Raw genomic sequence first — 17,543 nt, 5'->3', positions numbered from 1 at the left:
CCCTTCACTTGGTCCAGAGCCGGAGCGCGTGGACCGGCTCCTGCAGGTAGCTGCGCTTGACCCGGATGTTGCGGGCGGCGGCCTCGAGATCGGCGACGGAGCCCTTCAGGGATTCCAGCGTCTCCGGGCCGACCTTGAGGCCGTATTCGGCGAGCTTGGCCTCGATCGGGATCGGCGTGGCGGGCGTGTCGGTCATGGCGGCCTCCGGGACGCGGATGAGAGGGGCGGGCGGCTATTCGGCGGCGAGGCTCATCGGCGCCGCGGCCTCCAGAGCGGGCCGGCGTTCCCGCCAGGCGGTCGCGGCCTCATAGGCCTGGGCGGCGCGGTAGATCGTCGCCTCGCCGAAGGCATGGCCGGCGATCTGGACCGACAGCGGCAGGCCGGATGCCGAGAAGCCGCAGCACATCGTCAGCGAGGGCATGCCGGTGACGTTGAAGGGGAAGGTCAGCGGCGGCTTGGCGAAGAGGCCGAATTTCGGGATCTCGGTGATCACCGGGGCGGGCGTTGCGGTCGCCGCACAGACGATGATGTCGAAGCGAGACATCGTCTTCGCCACGGCCGCGACCAGCTCCGTCCGCATCCGCAACGCCTGGACATAGTCGCTGGCGTCGATCAGCCCGGCGAGCAGCAGCCGGTCGCGCAGGATCTCGCCATAGAGTTCGGGCTTCGCCTGGATGTTCGGCTCATGGATGGCGAAGGCTTCCGATAGCAGGATCATCATCCCGCAGGCGGCGAAATCGGCCAGCGGCGGCAGCGTCACCTCCTCGACTACCGCACCGAGGTCGGCGAGCGTCGCAGCCACCCCGGCGACCGCGCCCTGCACCTCCTCCGTGGCCTCGGCCTGCGCCCCGAGCGAGGGCAGGTAGCCGACGCGCAGACCCTTCACGCCCGCGCCCAGCAGCGCCTCGGGCGTGGGGTCGGGCCGGTCGGCGCTGGCGGGGTCGAGCCGGTCATGCCCGGCCAGAACCTTCATCAGCAGGGCGTTGTCCTCGACCGTCCAGGTCATCGGGCCGATATGGTCGAGGCTCTGCGAAAGCGGCAGCACGCCGCGCCGCGAGACCAGCCCATAGGTCGGCTTCATCCCGACGATGCCGCAGAAGGCGGCCGGCAGGCGGATCGAGCCGCCGGTGTCGGTGCCGAGCGCCGCCGGCACGAAGCCTGCCGCCACCGCCGCGCCCGAGCCCGAGGAGGAGCCGCCGGTGAAATGCGCGAGGTTCCAGGGGTTGCGCGCCGGTGGGAAGGGCAGATCGAACGAGGGCCCGCCCATTGCGAATTCATGCGTCGCGAGCTTGCCGAGGATGACGGCGCCCGCCGCGCTCAGCTTTTGCGTGACGAAGGCGTCGTCGCTCGCCCAGTTGTCGATGAGTTGGTGCGAATGAGCGGTGGTGCGCACGCCCTTGAGGTCGATGATGTCCTTCAGACCGACCGGCACGCCATGCAACGGCCCGCGGCTGATCCCGGCCATCACCTCGTCCTCGGCCTTCTTCGCCTGGGCGAGGGCGAGGTCCGCGGTCACCTCGATGAAGGCATGGGTCATCCCGTCGAGCGCGGCGACGCGCGCGATCAGCGCCCTTGTCAGTTCGACCGGGGAGACGGTCTTGGCCGCGATCCCCTTGGCAAGGTCTGCGACGGTCATGAAATGCAGCGGAGCGGACATGGCAGGGGCCTCCTGACGGCGCGGGCAGCGGAACAGGGAAAGAAAGGGTGGCGCGGAGGCGGGCCGGGGAGGAAACCGCCCCCGCGCCGGTGGCAATCAGTCGAGGCTGATCGTCACGAAGTCCTGCATCCAGCTCTGGGCCGGGACGAAGCCCTTCACCTTGGGCGACATCGCCCGCGGGTTCAGGTCGTGGACGATGAAGAGCCGGCCGGCCTGCTCGCTGATGATCTCGTGCAGGCGGATGAACATCGCCAGCGACTTCTCCGGCTCGAAGGTGTTCATCGCCTTCTCGGCCAGCTCGTCGAACTCCTTGTTGTCGAACCAGCCCCAGTTCCACCCGCCCGGAGCCCGCCGCGACGTCGCGAAATGGCCGATCATGCCCGAGACCGGGTCGACCGAGCCCAGCGAGATGTTGATCGCGTCATAGGTCGGCGCGCGCTCCCAGCCCTTGAAGAACAGGTCGAGCAGGGCGTTCCAGTCGAGCACCTCGAACTTGACCCGGAAGCCGACCGATTCGAGCTGCGCCTTGACCAGTTCGTTCATCGGCAGCGGCTGCATCTGGCCCGAGCCCGAGGTCGAGATGCCCACCGTGATGGCGCAGGGGTAACAGCCGGCCTCCTTCAGCAGGGCGGTCGCCTTTTTGGCATCGTAGGGGTAGGTCTTAGGCTTGCCGTAGATCGCCTGGTGCGGGGTGAACAGCGCCTCGCTGGCCTCGGCGATGCCGCCGAGCATCTCGACCATCTCCTGGCGGTCCATCGCGTGGTTGGCCGCCTGGCGGACGCGAATGTCCTTGAAGGCGCCGCGCTGGAAATTGAACTGGTAGTGCCAGTTGTGCGGATAGGTCAGCGTCGTCACGCGCATGCCGGCCGCCTTCAGCCGCGGCAGCGTGTCGGGCGAGGGCGCCTCGATGAAGTCGACCTGGCCCGAGAGGAGCGCCGCCGCCCGCGTGGTCGCCTCCGGCATCGGGATCAGCACCATCCGGTCGTGCTTGGGCACGCGGGCCGGGTTCCAGTAGTCGGGATTGCGCACCAGTTCGAGCCGCTCGCGCGGCACGACCGAGCCGAATGTGTAAGGGCCCGACCCCTGCGGCGAGAGCGCATAGACCTTGTAGTCATAGCCCGCCTTCTCGAGCGCGCATTTCGAGATCACGAACCAGACGGCCATGTTGTAGGGGAAGACCGCTTCGGGAACCTTGGTGTCGATCGCGATGGTGTAGTCGTCGATCTTGACGGCGCCGGCGACGTTCACGGTGCGCGAGCGGTTGCGCGCGAAATGGACCGGGTTGAACTGCGGCGCCTTGTCGTCGGTGATGCGCGCGATGTTCCACAGCGCGGCCTCCGCGTTCCAGGGGCAGCCGTCATGGAACTTCACGTCGCGCCGCAGCTCGAAGATCCAGCGCCTGGTGTTGGCGGGATCGGGATACCATTTCGAGGCGAGCCCCGCCGTCGGCACCGCCTCGCGGTCCGAGCGCGTCAGGTCCCAGTTCAGGAAGCTGTCATAGAGCGAGAAGCCGACGAAGCGCTGGCCTTCCGCGCCCTGGTCGGGATGGCCCGTCCAGTCGGGAATGTCACCGGCGGTCATCGCGACACGCAGGACCTTCTCCTGCGCGTGCGCCGGGGCGGACGGCGCCAGCGTCAGCGTGGCGCCGACGGCGAGCGCGGCGAAGGCAGCCGACACGCTGCGGGTGACGCGGGAACGGGGCGAGGGGATGGAAGCCGGGAACCGCATGCGAAACCTCCGGGCAGGATGGGGGAGCCGCGAGGCGGCCCGGGCCGGGTTCTGCAATGCGCGTGCCAAGACGTCATGATTGTATCCAATAAAAAGGGCGCGCGCCGGTCTCGTTGCGGAAAATAGCGATGAAACACAGGGGTTGATGAGAAATTGCGCGGGATTGCATCCATATGACCGCTCTGAGTCCTCTCGATGCGGGTCGAAGGGCGCTGTCAGCGGCATGGCGGCCCTGCGGCTTTGGTCTGCGTCTTGAAGAGCTCATCGGCGCGCGCCGACGTTCGATCCGGACGGACGCTGTCGCGCGTCGTCAAGAATGGATACAATTTCGGTCGCTTGAATGGAATTTGGGCAGGCCGGCCCCGGCCGGGGCCGTCGCCGCCGAGGGCGATCTCGCCGCACGGAAACCCGCTATCGGCGACCTTGAGGGTTCACTCGACGGCGGTGATGACGGCATCGACATCCGTGACGACACAGACATTCTGCAGCGCGTAATTGACCGAGGCCGTGTGCCACTCGGCGTTCATGGTCGAGCAGGCATCCTCCGGCACGAGCATGAAATAGCCCTTGTCGGCGCCGGTGCGGGCCGTGTGCTCGATCGACATGTTGGTCCAGGCGCCGGTGACGATGACGACGTCGCGGCCCAGCGCCTTGAGCACGGTTTCGAGCCGTGTCCCCTCCCAGGCGCTCATGCGGCACTTCTCGACGACATGGTCGCCGGCCTGCGCCTCCAGCCCCGGCACGGGCGCGCAGCCCCAGGTGCCACGCACCAGCGCCTTGGCGTCCGCCAGCCCCTCGAACAGAGGCGCGTTCATGGTGACGCCGGGCGCTCCCGCCTCGACCACGAACCAGACATGGATCACCGGGATGCCGCGGGCACGCGCCGCCTGCGCCAGGCGGGCCGCATTGGCGATGGCGTTCTGCTGCCGGCAATGCTCCGGTGAGCCGGAGGAGGCGAAAGCGCCGCCCTCCATCACCACGTCGTTCTGCATATCCTGGATGATCAGCGCGCAGCGCGCGGGATCGAGCCGGTAGCCCGGCGCCGCCTTCTTCGCGCCGCTGGCGGCGACGGTCGCGGCGGGTTTGACGCCTGACACGGGCTCGGCCTGGGTGCTGCCGCTGCTGCGGCCGCTCGGCCCGCCAGTGGCCTTCATATAGGGCTCCATCCGCGGGCCAACCTTGGTCTCGACGGCATAGAGCGAATGCGTCGCGGTCAGGAAGAGCGTGCGCCAGTCCGGCCCGCCCCAGGTCAGGTTGCCGACGAGTTCGGGCACGCGCAGCTTGCCGATCAACTCGCCCTTGATCGTGTAGACCCAGACGCCGCCGGGTCCGCAGACCCAGAGGTTGCCCTGCGCGTCGCACTTCATGCCGTCGGGGACGCCGGATTCGCTGACCGAGACGATGCCCGACGCGAAGATGCGCCCCGGTCCGAGCCGCCCGTCGGGCAGGATCGGAAAGACGCGGATGTTGTGCTGCACCGTGTCGTTGACGAAGAGCCGGTCCTCGGTCGGGCAGAAGCACAGGCCGTTGGGCTGGTCGAACAGATAGCGGTCGACCAGGAGCTGCGGTTCGCCGCCCCCTGGCGGAATGCGAAAGACACCCTGGAAGCCGAGTTGCCGCGGCCGCTCGACGCCGAAGACGGGCATGCGGCCATACCAGGGATCGGAGAAATAGATCGCCCCGTCCGACTTCACCACGACGTCATTGGGGCTGTTGAGCTCCTGACCCTCGAAATGCGAGGCGACGACCTCCCGCCGACCATCCGGCCGCTCGCAGATCAGCGAGGAGGTGGCGTGTTCGCAGACGATCAGGTTGAGCTCGGCATCATAGGTCATGCCGTTGCATTTGTTCGCCGGGCGCTTGACCTCGCGCACGCCGCTTTTGTCCCAGCGACGGCGGACATCGCCCGGCATGTCGGAGAACAGCAAATGCTGCTCGCGCGGATGCCAGACCGGCCCTTCGCAGAATTCGAAGCCGGTGCCGAGCTGGCGCACCGGCGCCCAGAGATCGACGAGGTCGGCGAAGGCCGGGCGGACGGCGACGTGCGTGGTCATGGCGGCAGGCCCTTACGCCGCGAACCAGTTGCGCGGCGGCAGCGACTGCACGACCGGGCCGGGAACCGCCATATCCATGCGGCCGACGACCTGACCATGGGCGATCTTGGCCGGCTTGTCATGGACCGGCAGCAGGAATTTGCCCGTCGAGAGGAGCTTCTTGATCGCGGCCTTCTCCTCGCGTTTGGAGACGCCGTGATTGCCGGTGGTGCGTGGTTCGTTGGCGCTGATCTCGTGGAAGGGCGTGACGATCTGGTCGTTGAAGTCGTAGATCACGTCGCCGCAGATGATGGCGCGGCCCTCGATCGTGTCGACATGGACATTCATCGAGCCCTCGGTGTGGGCGCCGGCAGCCTCCAGATAGCAGCCGGGGAAGAGCTCGATCATCCCGGAAAGCTCCAGATCCTCGAAGCGCAGCGCGTCGCGCGTGTGCAGCCGGTCGATCAGGTGCTTGATGTCGGGCGCAGGATATTGCGGGTGCATCAGGCCGGAAACGGAGTATTCCAGCTCGCGCCGGTTGACGATCACCGTCGTGTTCATCGGGAAGAGCTCGTCCTTCCCGGCATGGTCGATGTGGAGATGTGTGTGCATGACGTAACGCACATCGCCCATCCGGACGCCGTATTTGGCGAGCTGGTTCTCGATCATGTTCTCGTGGAACTGGAGACCGCGCATGCCCAGCGTCTCCATGATCTGGTTGTGCCGGTAGCCGGTGTCGACGACGACCGGCCAGGGGCCGCCGAGGATCAGGAAGCCATAGGTCGGCACGCGCCGCGTGCGCCCGCAATCGCGGCCGAGCACGAGGAAGCTCGATTCCAGCTCGATGTCGCCATAGTCCAGAATCTTGATTTCGAGCGCCATGGAGTGTCTCCCGTCAGGGCTGGGCGAGGCGGTAGACCCGCCGCGCGGTGTGGCTGAAGATGTGATCGGAGGCGTCTGGCGGCACGGCGGCGCGATGGGCGCCGATCAGGTCCGCATAGGTCGTCCAGAGCTTCTCGATCGGGAAATTGGAGCCGAACAGGCAGCGCTCCGCGCCAAACAGCGTGAGCGTCTCCGTCGCGACGAAAGCGACATGCGCGGGGTCGTTCCGACGCAGGAAGGTACCGAGTCCCGAGAGCTTGCTGACGATGTTGGGCTGGCCGGCGAGGGCGCGCATGCCGTCCCGCCACTGCTCGATGCCGTCCGGCGAGAGGTTCTCCAGCATCCCGGCGTGTTGCAGCACGAAGGTCACATTCGGGCAGGAAAAGGCGAGTTCGGCCGCGCCGGCCATCTGTGGCGCAAAGACCTGAAGGTCGAAGCTGAAGCCGTAATCCGCAAGCCGATCGACATTGGCCTGAAGCCTGGGCTCGCGGCAGAGATCGGCTCCGCCTGCGAAGCGATAGAGCGGGTTCTCGTGCCAGTGCAGCTGCATGCGCACGCCGCGTACCCGCGGGTTCTGAGCCAGGGCGTCGAGCTGCGGCCGGACGTCCTCAGCCAGCATGTCGGCATAGGCGACGATGGCGATCGGGAAGCCGGATTCGTCGGAGGCCCGGGACACGAAGGCGACCTCGTCGAGATGGCGCGCCGGTGCCCAGTTCGCCTGGACATAGACGGCCTCGATGACGCCGCAAGAGCGGCAATCCGCGAGATACTCCGCGACCGGATAGTCCCGCCGGATCGGCTCATACGGGCCGAAGATGCGCGGCTGCATCGGACCGACGAGCCATGGCAGGTCGGCCTGGTGCCAGATGTGGAAATGCGAATCGACGATTCCGGTCATGCCGCGGCCGAGCCTCCGAGCGAAAGGATGTGCCGGCAGATCCGCGCCGTGCTGGCGCCGTTGCCGAGGCTGGCGAGTTGGGGCGCGATCAGGCGCAGCGCCTCGGTCTCGGGCCGGTAGCCGGGGTCGGTCGCAAGCGGCGTCAGCCAGTCGATGCGGTGGGCCCGGGCCGAAAGCCTCGTGACCGCCGAGACCAGCGCGGCCGGATCGCCGCGTTCCAGACCGTCGGACAGCACGACGACGACGGCGCCACGCGCATAGGAGGCAAAACGCGGCACGGCGAGGAAGGCCTGCAGCGCATCGCCGATGCGGGTGCCGCCATCCCAGTCGGCCACCAGCCCCGACGCTTCAGTGAGCGCCTGTTCGCGGCGCTTGCGGCGCAGCGCCCGCGTCACCCGCGTCAGCCTGGTGCCGAAGGTGAAGACCTCGACGCGCGGTGTCGCCTGCACGATCGCATGCGCCAGGGCGAGATTGGCGTCGCTGCGCTGCTTCATCGAGCCGGAGACGTCGATCAGAAGCAGGATCGGCCGGGGCCGGGTGACGCGCCTCAGCTTCTTCAGGCTCATCACCTCGCCGTCATGGCGGATCGCGGCGCGCAGGCTGCGGGCGAGATCGACGCTTTGCCCTCGCCTGGCGCCACGATGGCGATAGCCGCGGCGGCGGGGCAGCGCGGCCGGCAGAGCGCGGGCGAAGCGCCGCAGCGTCTCGCTCTCGTCCAGCGGCTGCAGGGCCCGAACGGACAGCGCTTCCGCCCCCGTCGCGGCCTGGCCGGTCTCGTTGACCTCCTCGCCGACCAGGATTTCGCGCGAGCCGGAATCCTCCTGGACCGCCATCTCCTCGTCGGGCGCGAAATCCTCGTCGCCGGGCTCTGCGATGGCGCCGAGGAAATGCAGGTCGAACAGCGCGTCGAACAGCTCGCGCTGTTCGGGATGCGGCGCGAGCGTCGCCACCGCCGCCTTGCGGATGTGCTCGATGCTGCGGGGCCCGAGCAGCTCGATCGCCATCAGGAAGCTCGTCGTCTGCTCCGGCGCGACCGAGAAGCCATGCCCGCGCAGGAGCGTCGGGAAGGCGACGAACAGGCGTCCGGCTGCGGGGAGCGGGGCGATCATGGCCGACTCCAGCCGTCATTGCGAGGAGCGCCAGCGACGAAGCAATCCAGGGAGGCGTTGAGCATGGCCGCCCCTGGATTGCTTCGCTGCGCTCGCAATGACGATTGAATGCTCATGCCGCCAGCCCCGGGATGATCAGCGGCAGGCGGGGCCGCAGATGGACGAAATCCTCCTCGTCCTTGATCGCGGCGCCCAGCGAGCGGCGGAAGGCCTCGGGCCAGGGCGCGCCGGCCCGGGCGAGCGCGGTGGCGGCCTCGGCCCAGTCGACGGCCTCGGCCACGCCCGGTGGCTTGGCCAGCGGCTCCAGGCGCAAAAGACCGATGGCGTGGACGACGGCGCGCGCCGTGCCCTCGGCGACGGCCGAGGAGCGCATCATGATGATCTGGGCCTCCCGCTCGGGCTCGGGATAGGCGATGTAGTGGTAGACGCAGCGGCGCCGCAGCGCCTCATGCAGCTCCCGCGTGCGGTTCGAGGTCAGGACCACGACCGGACGCTCGGCGGCGCGCAGGGTGCCGCGCTCGGGGATCGAGATCGAGAAATCGGACAGGAATTCGAGCAGGAAGGCCTCGAATTCATGGTCCGACCGATCGATTTCGTCGATCAGCAGCACGGTCGACTCCGGCCGGCGCAGTGCCGTCAGCATCGGCCGCTCGATCAGGAAATCGTCGCGGTAGATGTCGAGCGTCTCGCCCTCCCGTGCCTGGCGGATCGCCAGCATCTGGCGCGGATAGTTCCACTCATAGAGCGCAGCCGACGCGTCGATCCCCTCGAAGCATTGCAGCCGGATCAGCTGGCGCCCGAGGATGCCGGCGATCGCCTTGGCGGCCTCGGTCTTGCCGACGCCGGGCGCGCCCTCGAGCAGCAGCGGCTTGCCGAGAGCGAGCGCGAGGTAGCCGGCGGTGGCGATGCCGTCATCGGCGAGATACATCGCGCCCGTCAGGGCCCGGGCGAGGTCCTCGGGGCTGGAGAGGCCGGCGACGGTGGTGCGCAGCGCCATGCCGTCACCGCCAGTTCACGGGGCCGCCGCGGCGCGGGCCGGGCTTGACCCCGCCATTGGCCTTGAGTCCGCGCAGGATCTTCTCGGGCGTGATCGGCAGCTCATCGACGCGCACGCCGACCGCGTTGTAGACGGCGTTGGCGATCGCCGGCAGGACCGGATTGGCGCACATCTCGCCGGGTCCCTTGCCGCCATAGGGCCCGTCGGGCGCCGGGCGCTCCAGCACCGTGACGTGATAGGGCGCGATCTCGCCCGGCCCCGGCATCAGGTACTCGTTGAAGTCGCGCGGGCCATGGGCGGTGTCGGGATAATAGGGCTCGGGCGTCTCGTAGAGCGCATGGCTCATGCCCATCCAGGCCCCGCCGACGAGCTGCTGCTCGACCATGCGGGGGTTGATCACCCGGCCGAGCTCATAGGCGCTGGTCATCCTGAGCACCTCGACCTCGCCGGTCTCGTCGTCGACAGTCACGTCCGCCACCAGGCAGGCATGGGCGAAGGCGGTGTTGGGGTTCATCTCGCCGGTTTCGGCATCGACGGCCGAGAGCGGGATCAGGAAGATGCCGCGCCCGGCGATGGTCTTGCCCTGCTTGAACTGCGCCGCCTGGGCGGTCGCCTTGACCGTGATCGAGCGCGAGGGCGCGCCGCGAACGTGGATGTTGCCGCGTCCGTCGGTGACGAGGTCGCCGGCATCGACCTCGAGTTCCTCGGCCGCCGCCTCCAGCAGCACGCCGCGGGCCTCGCGCGCCGCGACGATGATGGCGTTGCCCATGCGGTGCGTGCCGCGCGAGGCAAAGGAGCCCATGTCATGGGGACCGGTGTCGCTGTCGGCGGTGTCGACATAGACGTCCTCGACGGGCACGCCGAGCGTCTCGGCCGCGATCTGCCGCGAGACCTGCTTCATGCCCTGGCCGAGATCGATCGCCGAGAGCGCGACGGTGAATTTGCCGTCCGGATTGGAATGGATCAGCGCCTGGCTCGGATCCCCGCCGAGATTCATCCCGATCGGGTAGTTCACCGACGCCATGCCGCGACCTTCGTGACGGGCCATGTCAGCGCCTCCTGCCGAAGACGGACGAGAAGCGCACCGCGCCATGCTGGGTTTGCGCCGGAGCGGCCGGCGCGGGCGAAGGCGGCGCCGGGGGTGGCTGATAGGGTGGCGGCTGCTGGCCAGATACCGGCTGGTAGGGCGAGGGGGGCTGCGGCGGCGGAGAGGCCGGCTGCGCTGCGTAGGACGGTGGCACGGCCGTTGCGGGGCGCGGCGCCTCGTAACGCGGCACCTGCGTGGGCGCGGCGCGCCCGTCGCGCGCGCCCTCCATCACCGGCTGCTTGCTCAAGGCGATGCGGGAGGTGCCGGCCGGCAGGGTCTGCGTCGGGCCCGATTGCCGCGTCTCGGGCCGGCTGATCTGGCCGCGTGCATCGAGCACGGTGGCGGGGATCTGGGCGCGCTCGCCTGCGCCGCCGCCGGTGAGCGAGGATTGCCGCTTGCCCTGTTCCGAGATCGGCCAGTTCGCCTTCTCCGCCGCCACCTGGACGCATTCGATCAGCGCCGTGTTCGAGGCCTTGCGCCGATGCGGCTTCATGTCCCCGTCGCGGTAGGCGTTGAGGATCCGGAACTCCATCGGGTCCATGCCGGCCGCCTCGGCGAGCCGGTCCATCTGGACCTCCAGCGCGAAATCCACCGCAGTGATGCCGAAGCCGCGCATGGCGGTCGAGGGGCAGCGGTTGGTGTAGGCGACATGGACGTCGGAGGCGACGTTGGGAATCCAGTACGGCCCTGGCAGATGCGCGGTGCACTTGATCGCGGCATAGCTGGAGAGCCGCGTATAGGCGCCTGCATCGAAATAGCTGCGGATGTAGCGGGCGACGATGCGCCCGTCGCGCATCAGCCCGTCCTTGATGTAGATGCGCTCGGCCCCGCGCGGCGAGCCGTAGAGCATCTCCTCCTCGCGATCGAGCACGAAGCGGACCGGGCGCCCCGTCACCATCGAGCCGAGCACGGCCAGAGGTTCGGTCAGTGAATCGACCTTGCCGCCGAAGCCGCCGCCGACCGTGCCGCCGATGAAATGCAGGCGGTTGGACTCGACCGCGACGATCTTGGCGGTGGTGCCGAGCGCGAAGAACAGACCCTGCGCGCAGGAATGGACGACGAAGCGGCCGTTCTGCTCGGGCGCGGCGATCGAGCCGTTGGTCTCCGTCGGCGCATGCTCGATCGGTGACATCTGGTAGCGGTGCTCCAGCACCATGTCGGCACCGGCAAAGGCGCGCTCGACATCGCCGAAGCGCAGCTTCTGATGGTCGAAGCGCTCGTGATACTCGAAATAATTCGCCGGATAAGTTTCGTTGACGACCGGCGCGCCCGGCTTCAGCGCCTCCTCGACATCGAACACGGCCGGCATCGGCTCGTAGTCGATGCGCACCAGCGCCTTCGCCGCGAGCGCCTGCGCCTCGCTTTCGGCGATGATCGCGACGACGGGCTCGCCCACATAGTGCACCTTGTCGACCGCCAGCGAAGGCTCGTCGTCCTTGCCGAAATTGATCAGGCTGAGCAGCGTGTTCCTGTTCACCGGCACGTCGGCCGCGCGCAGCACGCGCTTGACGCCCGGTGCACGGGCGGCGGCCGAGACGTCGATCGAGCGAATGCGGGCGCTTGCATGGGGGCTGCGCACCACCTTCAGATGCAGCATCCCGTCGAAGGCGTGGTCGTCGAAGTAGCGCGTCAGCCCGGTGACATGGCCGGGCATGTCCTGACGCTGGATGCCCTTGCCGACGACGTTGAGATTATCGTCGCGCTCGTCGGCGAAGAGGTCCTTGCGGAGTTCTAGCATGGCCGGGTTCTCCCTGTGAGCGTCCTCCGGAAAGGTGCGTTCCCTTCCCCCCGCTTGCTGTGGGGAAGGGCTAGGGATGGGGGGGCGTGACGAGACCGCTCTGACCGTCCCGCCAAGCGGCACGCCCCCCCACCCAACCCTCCCCACCGCAAGCGGGGGGAGGGCTTGAGCCCACCATGGGCGCGGCCGTGTAAGAGGTGCGATCGCAGCGCAGGATTGACGCGAGCCACCGCGAGAGCTTCCGTCACCATCACCACCTTCATCATGCCCGCCTCGCGCTCTGCCCGCCGGCGGCGAGGATCGCGGCGACGATGGGCTCGTAGCCGGTGCAGCGGCAGATGTTGCCGCTGATGGCTTCGATGACCTCGTCGCGGGTGGGGTTGGGGTTTGTGTCGAGCAGGGCTCGCGCCGCCGTCAGCATGCCGGGCGTGCAGAAGCCGCACTGGGCGGCGAAATGCTCCATGAACTGCGCCTGCAGCGGATGCAGATCGGGTCCATCGGCCATGCCCGAGGCCGTCTCAACCTGGCGGCCCTCGCAGGCCACCGAGAGGGTCAGGCAGGAGAGATGCGGCTCGCCGTCGATCAGCACGGTGCAGACGCCGCAGGCTCCCTGGCCGCAGCCATATTTCGGGGCGAAGTCGCCCAGGCTCCGGCGCAGCGTGTTGAGGAGCGTCTCGGGCGCGTCGACGAAGGCGGCGCGGTCGGTGCCGTTGAGGCGGAACTGGACAGGAATTTTGGCCATGGCGCGCTCCTCAGCGGGGCTCGCCGGCGAGCAGCCGGCCGAGATGGACGGGCAGCACCTCGCGGCGATACCACTCGCTGGCGATCGCATCGGTCGCGGGCCGGCAGCCTTCGAGCGCGGCCTGTTTGGCGGCGGCGATGGCGGTGGCATCGAGCGCCTTGCCCTCCAGCGCCCGCTCGACGCCGCGCGCGCGGATCGGCGTCGGCGCCATCGCGCCATAGGCCACCCGCGCCTGGCTGACGCGCCCGCCCGCCAGCGGCAGATGGGCGGCGATCGACAGCACCGAAATCCCCTTCGGCTTGACGCGGCTGATCTTGCGGAAGTGGAAATCGCCGGGGCTGGCGGGTCGCGGGAACTGGATGGAGGCGACCAGCGCCGGCCCCATGCGCCCGCGGGCCGTCAGGAACTCCTCCAGCGGCGTCGCGCGCCCACTGCCGAAGCCGGATTGGACCACCACCTGCGCATCGAGCGCCAGCAGCGCCACGGTGAAATCGCCGTAAGGCGTGGGCGCGAAGAGATTGCCGCCGACACTGGCCATGTTGCGGACGGCCGGGCCGCCGATCGCGCGGGCCGCCGGATGGAGAAAGGCGAGCTCGCGGCTGGCCAGGAGCTGGCCCATCGTGACCCCGCCGCCGAGCTCGATGCGGGCCCCATTGGCCTCGATCCGCCGGAAGGCGGGATCGGTGACTCGCAGCAGCGTGCCCTCGGTCAGCCGGCCTTCGTTGACGTCGCGCATGACCAGCGTGCCGCCACCGATCAGCACCGCTTGCCGGTCTCCGGACAGGATGCCGGCGGCTTCCGACAGCGTCGCGCAGCTTCTCACAGCGAGCATGTCAGACCGCCTCCCGCGCCAGTTCGGGCAGGTGGCGCACCGCCTCGATGCCGTTGGTGTAGACCTCGTCGCCGACGATGCGGGCGAGCTCCGCCTCGCGGCCGCGGGGCGTGGTGAAGCGGCTCTCCCAGTGCCAGAAGGCGCGGTTGCCGTCGGTCACCGGCAGCAGCCGGACATGGGCGACATAGTTGAAGAGCGGGATCGGCGTATCCAGCAGGCAGTAGCTGAAGGTCATTTCGAGGTCCGACAGCGTGAGGAGCTGCTCGCGCAGCTCGCTGCCGTCCTGCAGCCAGAACCGGCGCACGCAGCCGATCCGGTCGGACGGGTGGCCGCGCTCGATTTCGCTACGTGCGACGATCGGGTGCCAGCGGTCATGGCCGTTGAAGTCGCGCAGCACCGACCAGAGCAGGTCGACCGGCGCGTCGATGATCGTGCTGCGGACGACGTGAGGCATGCCTCATCCCCCGAATGCGCGCTTGAGGGCATCAAAACCGCCCTGGAAGACATTGGTGCCGATGCCCTCGACCAGCTCCGCCTCGCGCTCCGGCGCGCAGTCGAAATCGGCCGACCATTCGATGAAGGTGCGCTCCTGGTCGGTGATCGGGGTCAGCCGCAGCGTCGCGACGTAGTTCGTCAGCGGCATCGTCGAATCCAGGATCGAGTAGGTGCAGAACATGTCGTAGTCGGAGAGCCCGAGCAGCTGCTCGCGCAGCCGGTCGCCGCTGCGCAGCGAGAAGGCGCGGATGCAGCCGACCTTGTCGGCGGGCTCGCCATTCTCGATCCGGCTTTCGGCGATGCGCGGATGCCAGTTCGGCAGGCCGTTGAAATCGCGCACGCGGGCCCAGACCTTGGCGGCGGGGGCGGAGATGACACTGGAGACGTAGACGCGGGCCATGATGCTGCAGCCTCAGGAGGTCTTGCCGGGGCCGGCTTCGGAGGCAGAGCCCTCGCCACCGGTCGTAGGCTCGCTCTTGGCATCGCCGCCGCCCTTCGGCCTGGCCGGCTGCGCATCCTTGGCGACGCGCTGCATGTCGGACGCTTCGCGCATCAGACCGCCCATCTTGGCGAGGTTGCCGCCCTCGATGCCGATCTCCTTCAGCACCTGGTCGATCATCGGCGCCTGGACGCGGTAGCGCAGCGCCGACTCGATCACCTCGTCGGTCGGGGAGCGCGCCGCGCCACCCGAGCCGCCCGAGCCGCCGCCACCGGCGAGACCGTCGACATGCAGGATGCGGATGCCCTCGATCTTCTCCATCGGCTTGACGCTCTCGCGCACGATGCCCTCGATCTTGTCGAGCAGGCGGCGCCGGAACAGCCCGTAGCGGGCACCGTCGCTGAGCACGTTCTCGGCCTCGTAGAGCAGCTTCTGGGCCTCGGCCTCGACGGTGCGGCGCACCTTGTCGGCCGCGGCGGCGATGTTGGATTCCTCCGCCGCCTTCTCGGCGAGCAGCACCTCGACGGTCTTGCGCCGTTTCGCTCCTTCGCTCTCGCGGATCGTCTTGACCTGTTCCTCGGCCTCGACCGCCTTGGCGCGGGCGCTTTCGGCATTGGCCTGGGCGGCGGATTCCTCGAGCGACTTGGTGTAGAGCGCGATCGCCTTGTCCATGGCGGCCGCCTCGACATCGCGCTCCCTCGCGATCTCCAGCTTGCGCAGCTCGCGCTGGCGCCCGACACGGGCTTCGTCGAGTCCGCGGTCCGACGAGATGCGGGCGCGCTCGACCTCCTCGTTGGAGGCGATCTGCGCCTCCTGCAGCGCCTGAGTCCGGGCGATCTCGAGCTGCTCCAGCGCGCGCCGTCGCTCGATCCGGGCGGCCTCCAGCGCCTGTTCGCGGACGATGTCGACGGATTCGACCTGCTGCTTGGCGGCGATCTCGGCCTGGCGCAGTGCGCTGTCGGCGTCGGTGCGCTCGACCCTCTTGGCGGCGAGCACGATGGCGCGGTCTTCCTCCGCCACCTCGACCGCCTTCTTCTGGGCGATCTGCAGCATCTCGCGGGACTTCGCCGCGTCGATGCGCTCTTCGTCCAGACCGAGTTCCGTGGCGATGCGCTGGCGCTCGACGGTGTCGCGGCGCTTCAGCTCCGCGGTGTCGAGATCGGCGTTGCGGCGGATCTCCAGCTCCTTCGTGGCGAGTTCCGCCGCGATCCGTTCGGCAGCGACGACCTTCTCCTGGGCGATGCGCGCGGCTTCCGTCGCCTCGCGCGCGGCGATCTCGGCGGTGTCGATCGCCTGGTTGCGGGCGATCTCGAGATTGCGGACCTCCTCGTCGCGGCGGATGCGCTCGCTGGCGACGGTCCGCTCCTGGCTGATGCGCGCCTTCTCGACGCTCTCGCGCGCCGCGATCTCGGCGGCCTCGATCGTCTCGGTCTGCTCGATCTCGAGCAGGCGCTTGCGCTGCTCCAGCGCGATGCGCTCGGCCGTCAGCACGTTTTCCTGCGCGATGCGGGCCTTCTCGACCGCCTCGCGGGCGGCGATCTCGGCCTCGTCGAGGGCGCGGTTGCGGGCGATGCCGAGCGCGCGGACGCGCTCCTCCTGGCCGATGCGGGCGGTGTCGACCGCCTCGCGCGCGGCGATGTCCTCCTGGTCGAGCACGCGGGTGCGCTCGATCTCGCGGTTGCGGATCTCCTGCTCGCGGATGATGCGCTCGGCACTGATCGCGGTTTCCTGCAGGATGCGCGCCTTCTCGGTCGCCTCCCGTGCCGCGATCTCGGCGGCTTCAAGTGTCTGCGCGCGCTCGATTTCCTTCTGGCGGATGTCGCGCTCGGAGGCGATGCGGGCCGCGCTGATCGCCTGCTCATTGGCGATGCGGGCCTTCTCGATCAGCTCGCGCGAGCTGATCTCGGCCTCCTCGACGGCCTGCGTGCGCGCGATCTCCTGCTGGCGGATGTCGCGCTCGGAGGCGATGCGCGCTTCGCTGATCGCGCGCTCGTTGGAGATGCGCGACTTCTCGATCTCCTCGCGCGAGAGGATCTGCGCCTGCTCGGCTTCCGTATCGCGGGCTGCGCGCTCGCGGGCGATCTCGGCCCGCTGCACGGCGCGCTTGATCTCGATCTCGCGCTGCTGTTCGAGGCGCGCTGCCTCGCTGTCGCGCTCGATGTCGAGCGCCTGGCGCTCCGCCTCGAGGTTGCGGGTGCGGATGCGGATCATCGAATCCTGCTCGATGTCGTTGCGCAGCTTCCGCTTGTCCTCGATCTCCTCGATGATCCGCGTCAGGCCGGCGGCGTCGAAGCGGTTGGAGGGGTTGAAATACTGCAGGTCGGTCTGGTCGAGGTCGGTGAGCGCGACCGATTCCAGCAGCAGGCCGTTCTGGTCGAGCGCCTCGGCCGCGGCCTCCTTGACGCGCTGGACATACATCCCGCGCTGCTCGTGCATCTCCTCCATCGTCATCTCGGAGGCGACGGTGCGCAGCGCCGAGATGAACTTGCCCGAAAGCAGCGCATGGAGCTGGTCGGGCTGCAGTGTGCGGCGGCCCAGAGTCGCGGCGGCGATCGAGACCGAATCCCGCTCGGGCTTCACCCGGACATAGAACTCGGCGTCGATGTCGACGCGCATCCGGTCCCGCGTGATCAGCGCGTCGTTGCTGGCGCGCGTCACGGCGAGCTGCAGCACGTTCATGTTGACGGGCGTGACGTCGTGGATGATCGGCAGCACGAAGGCGCCGCCATTGATCACCACCCGCTCGCCGAACAGGCCGGTGCGGACGAAGGACACCTCCTTCGACGAGCGCCGGTACAGCCAGTTCACCAGATAGACGATGATGGCGATGACGATCACCGCCACGATCAGCCAGAGGATCAGCGATCCGATCAGCTGTCCCGTCATGTCCTCATCCTCCCACCCGT

At 68.8% G+C, this 17,543-nt stretch carries 15 protein-coding genes; all 15 read right to left on the bottom strand.

The genetic code is table 11. The annotated features are described in order from the left end of the window. Positions 1 to 4 precede the first annotated feature (4 nt). On the bottom strand, positions 5 to 196 hold the full coding sequence (locus tag SJY11_RS00315; protein WP_267520349.1) for a hypothetical protein: 192 nt from the start codon (positions 194 to 196) through the stop codon (positions 5 to 7). Positions 197 to 232: 36 nt separating this feature from the next. After that, complete coding sequence (locus tag SJY11_RS00310) at positions 233 to 1,657, bottom strand: amidase (RefSeq protein WP_376984407.1); 1,425 nt, start codon at positions 1,655 to 1,657, stop codon at positions 233 to 235. A gap of 96 nt (positions 1,658 to 1,753) precedes the next feature. Next, a complete protein-coding gene (locus tag SJY11_RS00305; RefSeq protein ID WP_376984405.1) occupies positions 1,754 to 3,385 on the bottom strand; it encodes an ABC transporter substrate-binding protein in 1,632 nt (543 codons plus the stop codon). A gap of 431 nt (positions 3,386 to 3,816) precedes the next feature. Beyond that, positions 3,817 to 5,439, bottom strand: coding sequence for an isochorismatase family protein (locus SJY11_RS00300; RefSeq protein WP_376984402.1), 1,623 nt, complete (start codon positions 5,437 to 5,439; stop codon positions 3,817 to 3,819). A gap of 12 nt (positions 5,440 to 5,451) precedes the next feature. After that, entirely contained in the window at positions 5,452 to 6,300 is an 849-nt protein-coding gene (locus tag SJY11_RS00295; RefSeq protein WP_326911243.1) for an MBL fold metallo-hydrolase, read from the bottom strand. A 13-nt stretch (positions 6,301 to 6,313) separates the two neighbouring features. Further along, positions 6,314 to 7,198, bottom strand: coding sequence for an amidohydrolase family protein (locus tag SJY11_RS00290; protein WP_376984401.1), 885 nt, complete (start codon positions 7,196 to 7,198; stop codon positions 6,314 to 6,316). Continuing rightward, positions 7,195 to 8,307 carry a vWA domain-containing protein gene (locus SJY11_RS00285; protein ID WP_376984400.1) on the bottom strand — a complete coding sequence of 371 codons (1,113 nt, stop codon included), beginning with the start codon at positions 8,305 to 8,307 and terminating at the stop codon, positions 7,195 to 7,197. Before SJY11_RS00285 ends, SJY11_RS00290 begins: the two co-directional genes overlap by 4 nt. Positions 8,308 to 8,419: 112 nt before the next feature. Then, positions 8,420 to 9,304, bottom strand: a complete 885-nt coding sequence (locus SJY11_RS00280; protein ID WP_376984399.1) for an AAA family ATPase — start codon at positions 9,302 to 9,304, stop codon at positions 8,420 to 8,422. A 4-nt stretch (positions 9,305 to 9,308) separates the two neighbouring features. Further along, positions 9,309 to 10,352, bottom strand: a complete 1,044-nt coding sequence (locus tag SJY11_RS00275) for a xanthine dehydrogenase family protein molybdopterin-binding subunit (protein ID WP_069054935.1) — start codon at positions 10,350 to 10,352, stop codon at positions 9,309 to 9,311. 1 nt (position 10,353) lies between these two features. Further along, positions 10,354 to 12,129, bottom strand: a complete 1,776-nt coding sequence (locus SJY11_RS00270) for a xanthine dehydrogenase family protein molybdopterin-binding subunit (RefSeq protein ID WP_376984397.1) — start codon at positions 12,127 to 12,129, stop codon at positions 10,354 to 10,356. A 262-nt stretch (positions 12,130 to 12,391) separates the two neighbouring features. After that, a complete protein-coding gene (locus SJY11_RS00265; protein WP_376984396.1) occupies positions 12,392 to 12,871 on the bottom strand; it encodes a (2Fe-2S)-binding protein in 480 nt (159 codons plus the stop codon). A 10-nt stretch (positions 12,872 to 12,881) separates the two neighbouring features. Next, entirely contained in the window at positions 12,882 to 13,703 is an 822-nt protein-coding gene (locus tag SJY11_RS00260) for an FAD binding domain-containing protein (RefSeq protein ID WP_376984395.1), read from the bottom strand. Between the two features lies 1 nt (position 13,704). Continuing rightward, positions 13,705 to 14,157 carry an SRPBCC family protein gene (locus SJY11_RS00255; RefSeq protein WP_376984392.1) on the bottom strand — a complete coding sequence of 151 codons (453 nt, stop codon included), beginning with the start codon at positions 14,155 to 14,157 and terminating at the stop codon, positions 13,705 to 13,707. Between the two features lie 3 nt (positions 14,158 to 14,160). Further along, entirely contained in the window at positions 14,161 to 14,598 is a 438-nt protein-coding gene (locus SJY11_RS00250; RefSeq protein ID WP_376984391.1) for an SRPBCC family protein, read from the bottom strand. Between the two features lie 12 nt (positions 14,599 to 14,610). Continuing rightward, the gene (locus tag SJY11_RS00245; RefSeq protein ID WP_376984389.1) at positions 14,611 to 17,523 is read right to left on the bottom strand and encodes a flotillin domain-containing protein; all 2,913 of its coding nucleotides are present in this window, start codon (positions 17,521 to 17,523) and stop codon (positions 14,611 to 14,613) included. Between the last annotated feature and the right edge of the window lie 20 nt (positions 17,524 to 17,543).

Source organism: Allobosea sp. R86505 (assembly GCF_042466375.1).
Classification (GTDB): domain Bacteria; phylum Pseudomonadota; class Alphaproteobacteria; order Rhizobiales; family Beijerinckiaceae; genus Allobosea.
This window is presented reverse-complemented; position numbering and strand designations above follow the sequence as displayed.

What these genes read in the sequence shown, in the direction of transcription:
- SJY11_RS00315 (WP_267520349.1), bottom strand. Translation starts at nt 196, where the DNA reads ATGACCGACACGCCCGCCACGCCGATCCCGATCGAGGCCAAGCTCGCC.
- SJY11_RS00310 (WP_376984407.1), bottom strand. Translation starts at nt 1,657, where the DNA reads ATGTCCGCTCCGCTGCATTTCATGACCGTCGCAGACCTTGCCAAGGGG.
- SJY11_RS00305 (WP_376984405.1), bottom strand. Translation starts at nt 3,385, where the DNA reads ATGCGGTTCCCGGCTTCCATCCCCTCGCCCCGTTCCCGCGTCACCCGC.
- SJY11_RS00300 (WP_376984402.1), bottom strand. Translation starts at nt 5,439, where the DNA reads ATGACCACGCACGTCGCCGTCCGCCCGGCCTTCGCCGACCTCGTCGAT.
- SJY11_RS00295 (WP_326911243.1), bottom strand. Translation starts at nt 6,300, where the DNA reads ATGGCGCTCGAAATCAAGATTCTGGACTATGGCGACATCGAGCTGGAA.
- SJY11_RS00290 (WP_376984401.1), bottom strand. Translation starts at nt 7,198, where the DNA reads ATGACCGGAATCGTCGATTCGCATTTCCACATCTGGCACCAGGCCGAC.
- SJY11_RS00285 (WP_376984400.1), bottom strand. Translation starts at nt 8,307, where the DNA reads ATGATCGCCCCGCTCCCCGCAGCCGGACGCCTGTTCGTCGCCTTCCCG.
- SJY11_RS00280 (WP_376984399.1), bottom strand. Translation starts at nt 9,304, where the DNA reads ATGGCGCTGCGCACCACCGTCGCCGGCCTCTCCAGCCCCGAGGACCTC.
- SJY11_RS00275 (WP_069054935.1), bottom strand. Translation starts at nt 10,352, where the DNA reads ATGGCCCGTCACGAAGGTCGCGGCATGGCGTCGGTGAACTACCCGATC.
- SJY11_RS00270 (WP_376984397.1), bottom strand. Translation starts at nt 12,129, where the DNA reads ATGCTAGAACTCCGCAAGGACCTCTTCGCCGACGAGCGCGACGATAAT.
- SJY11_RS00265 (WP_376984396.1), bottom strand. Translation starts at nt 12,871, where the DNA reads ATGGCCAAAATTCCTGTCCAGTTCCGCCTCAACGGCACCGACCGCGCC.
- SJY11_RS00260 (WP_376984395.1), bottom strand. Translation starts at nt 13,703, where the DNA reads ATGCTCGCTGTGAGAAGCTGCGCGACGCTGTCGGAAGCCGCCGGCATC.
- SJY11_RS00255 (WP_376984392.1), bottom strand. Translation starts at nt 14,157, where the DNA reads ATGCCTCACGTCGTCCGCAGCACGATCATCGACGCGCCGGTCGACCTG.
- SJY11_RS00250 (WP_376984391.1), bottom strand. Translation starts at nt 14,598, where the DNA reads ATGGCCCGCGTCTACGTCTCCAGTGTCATCTCCGCCCCCGCCGCCAAG.
- SJY11_RS00245 (WP_376984389.1), bottom strand. Translation starts at nt 17,523, where the DNA reads ATGACGGGACAGCTGATCGGATCGCTGATCCTCTGGCTGATCGTGGCG.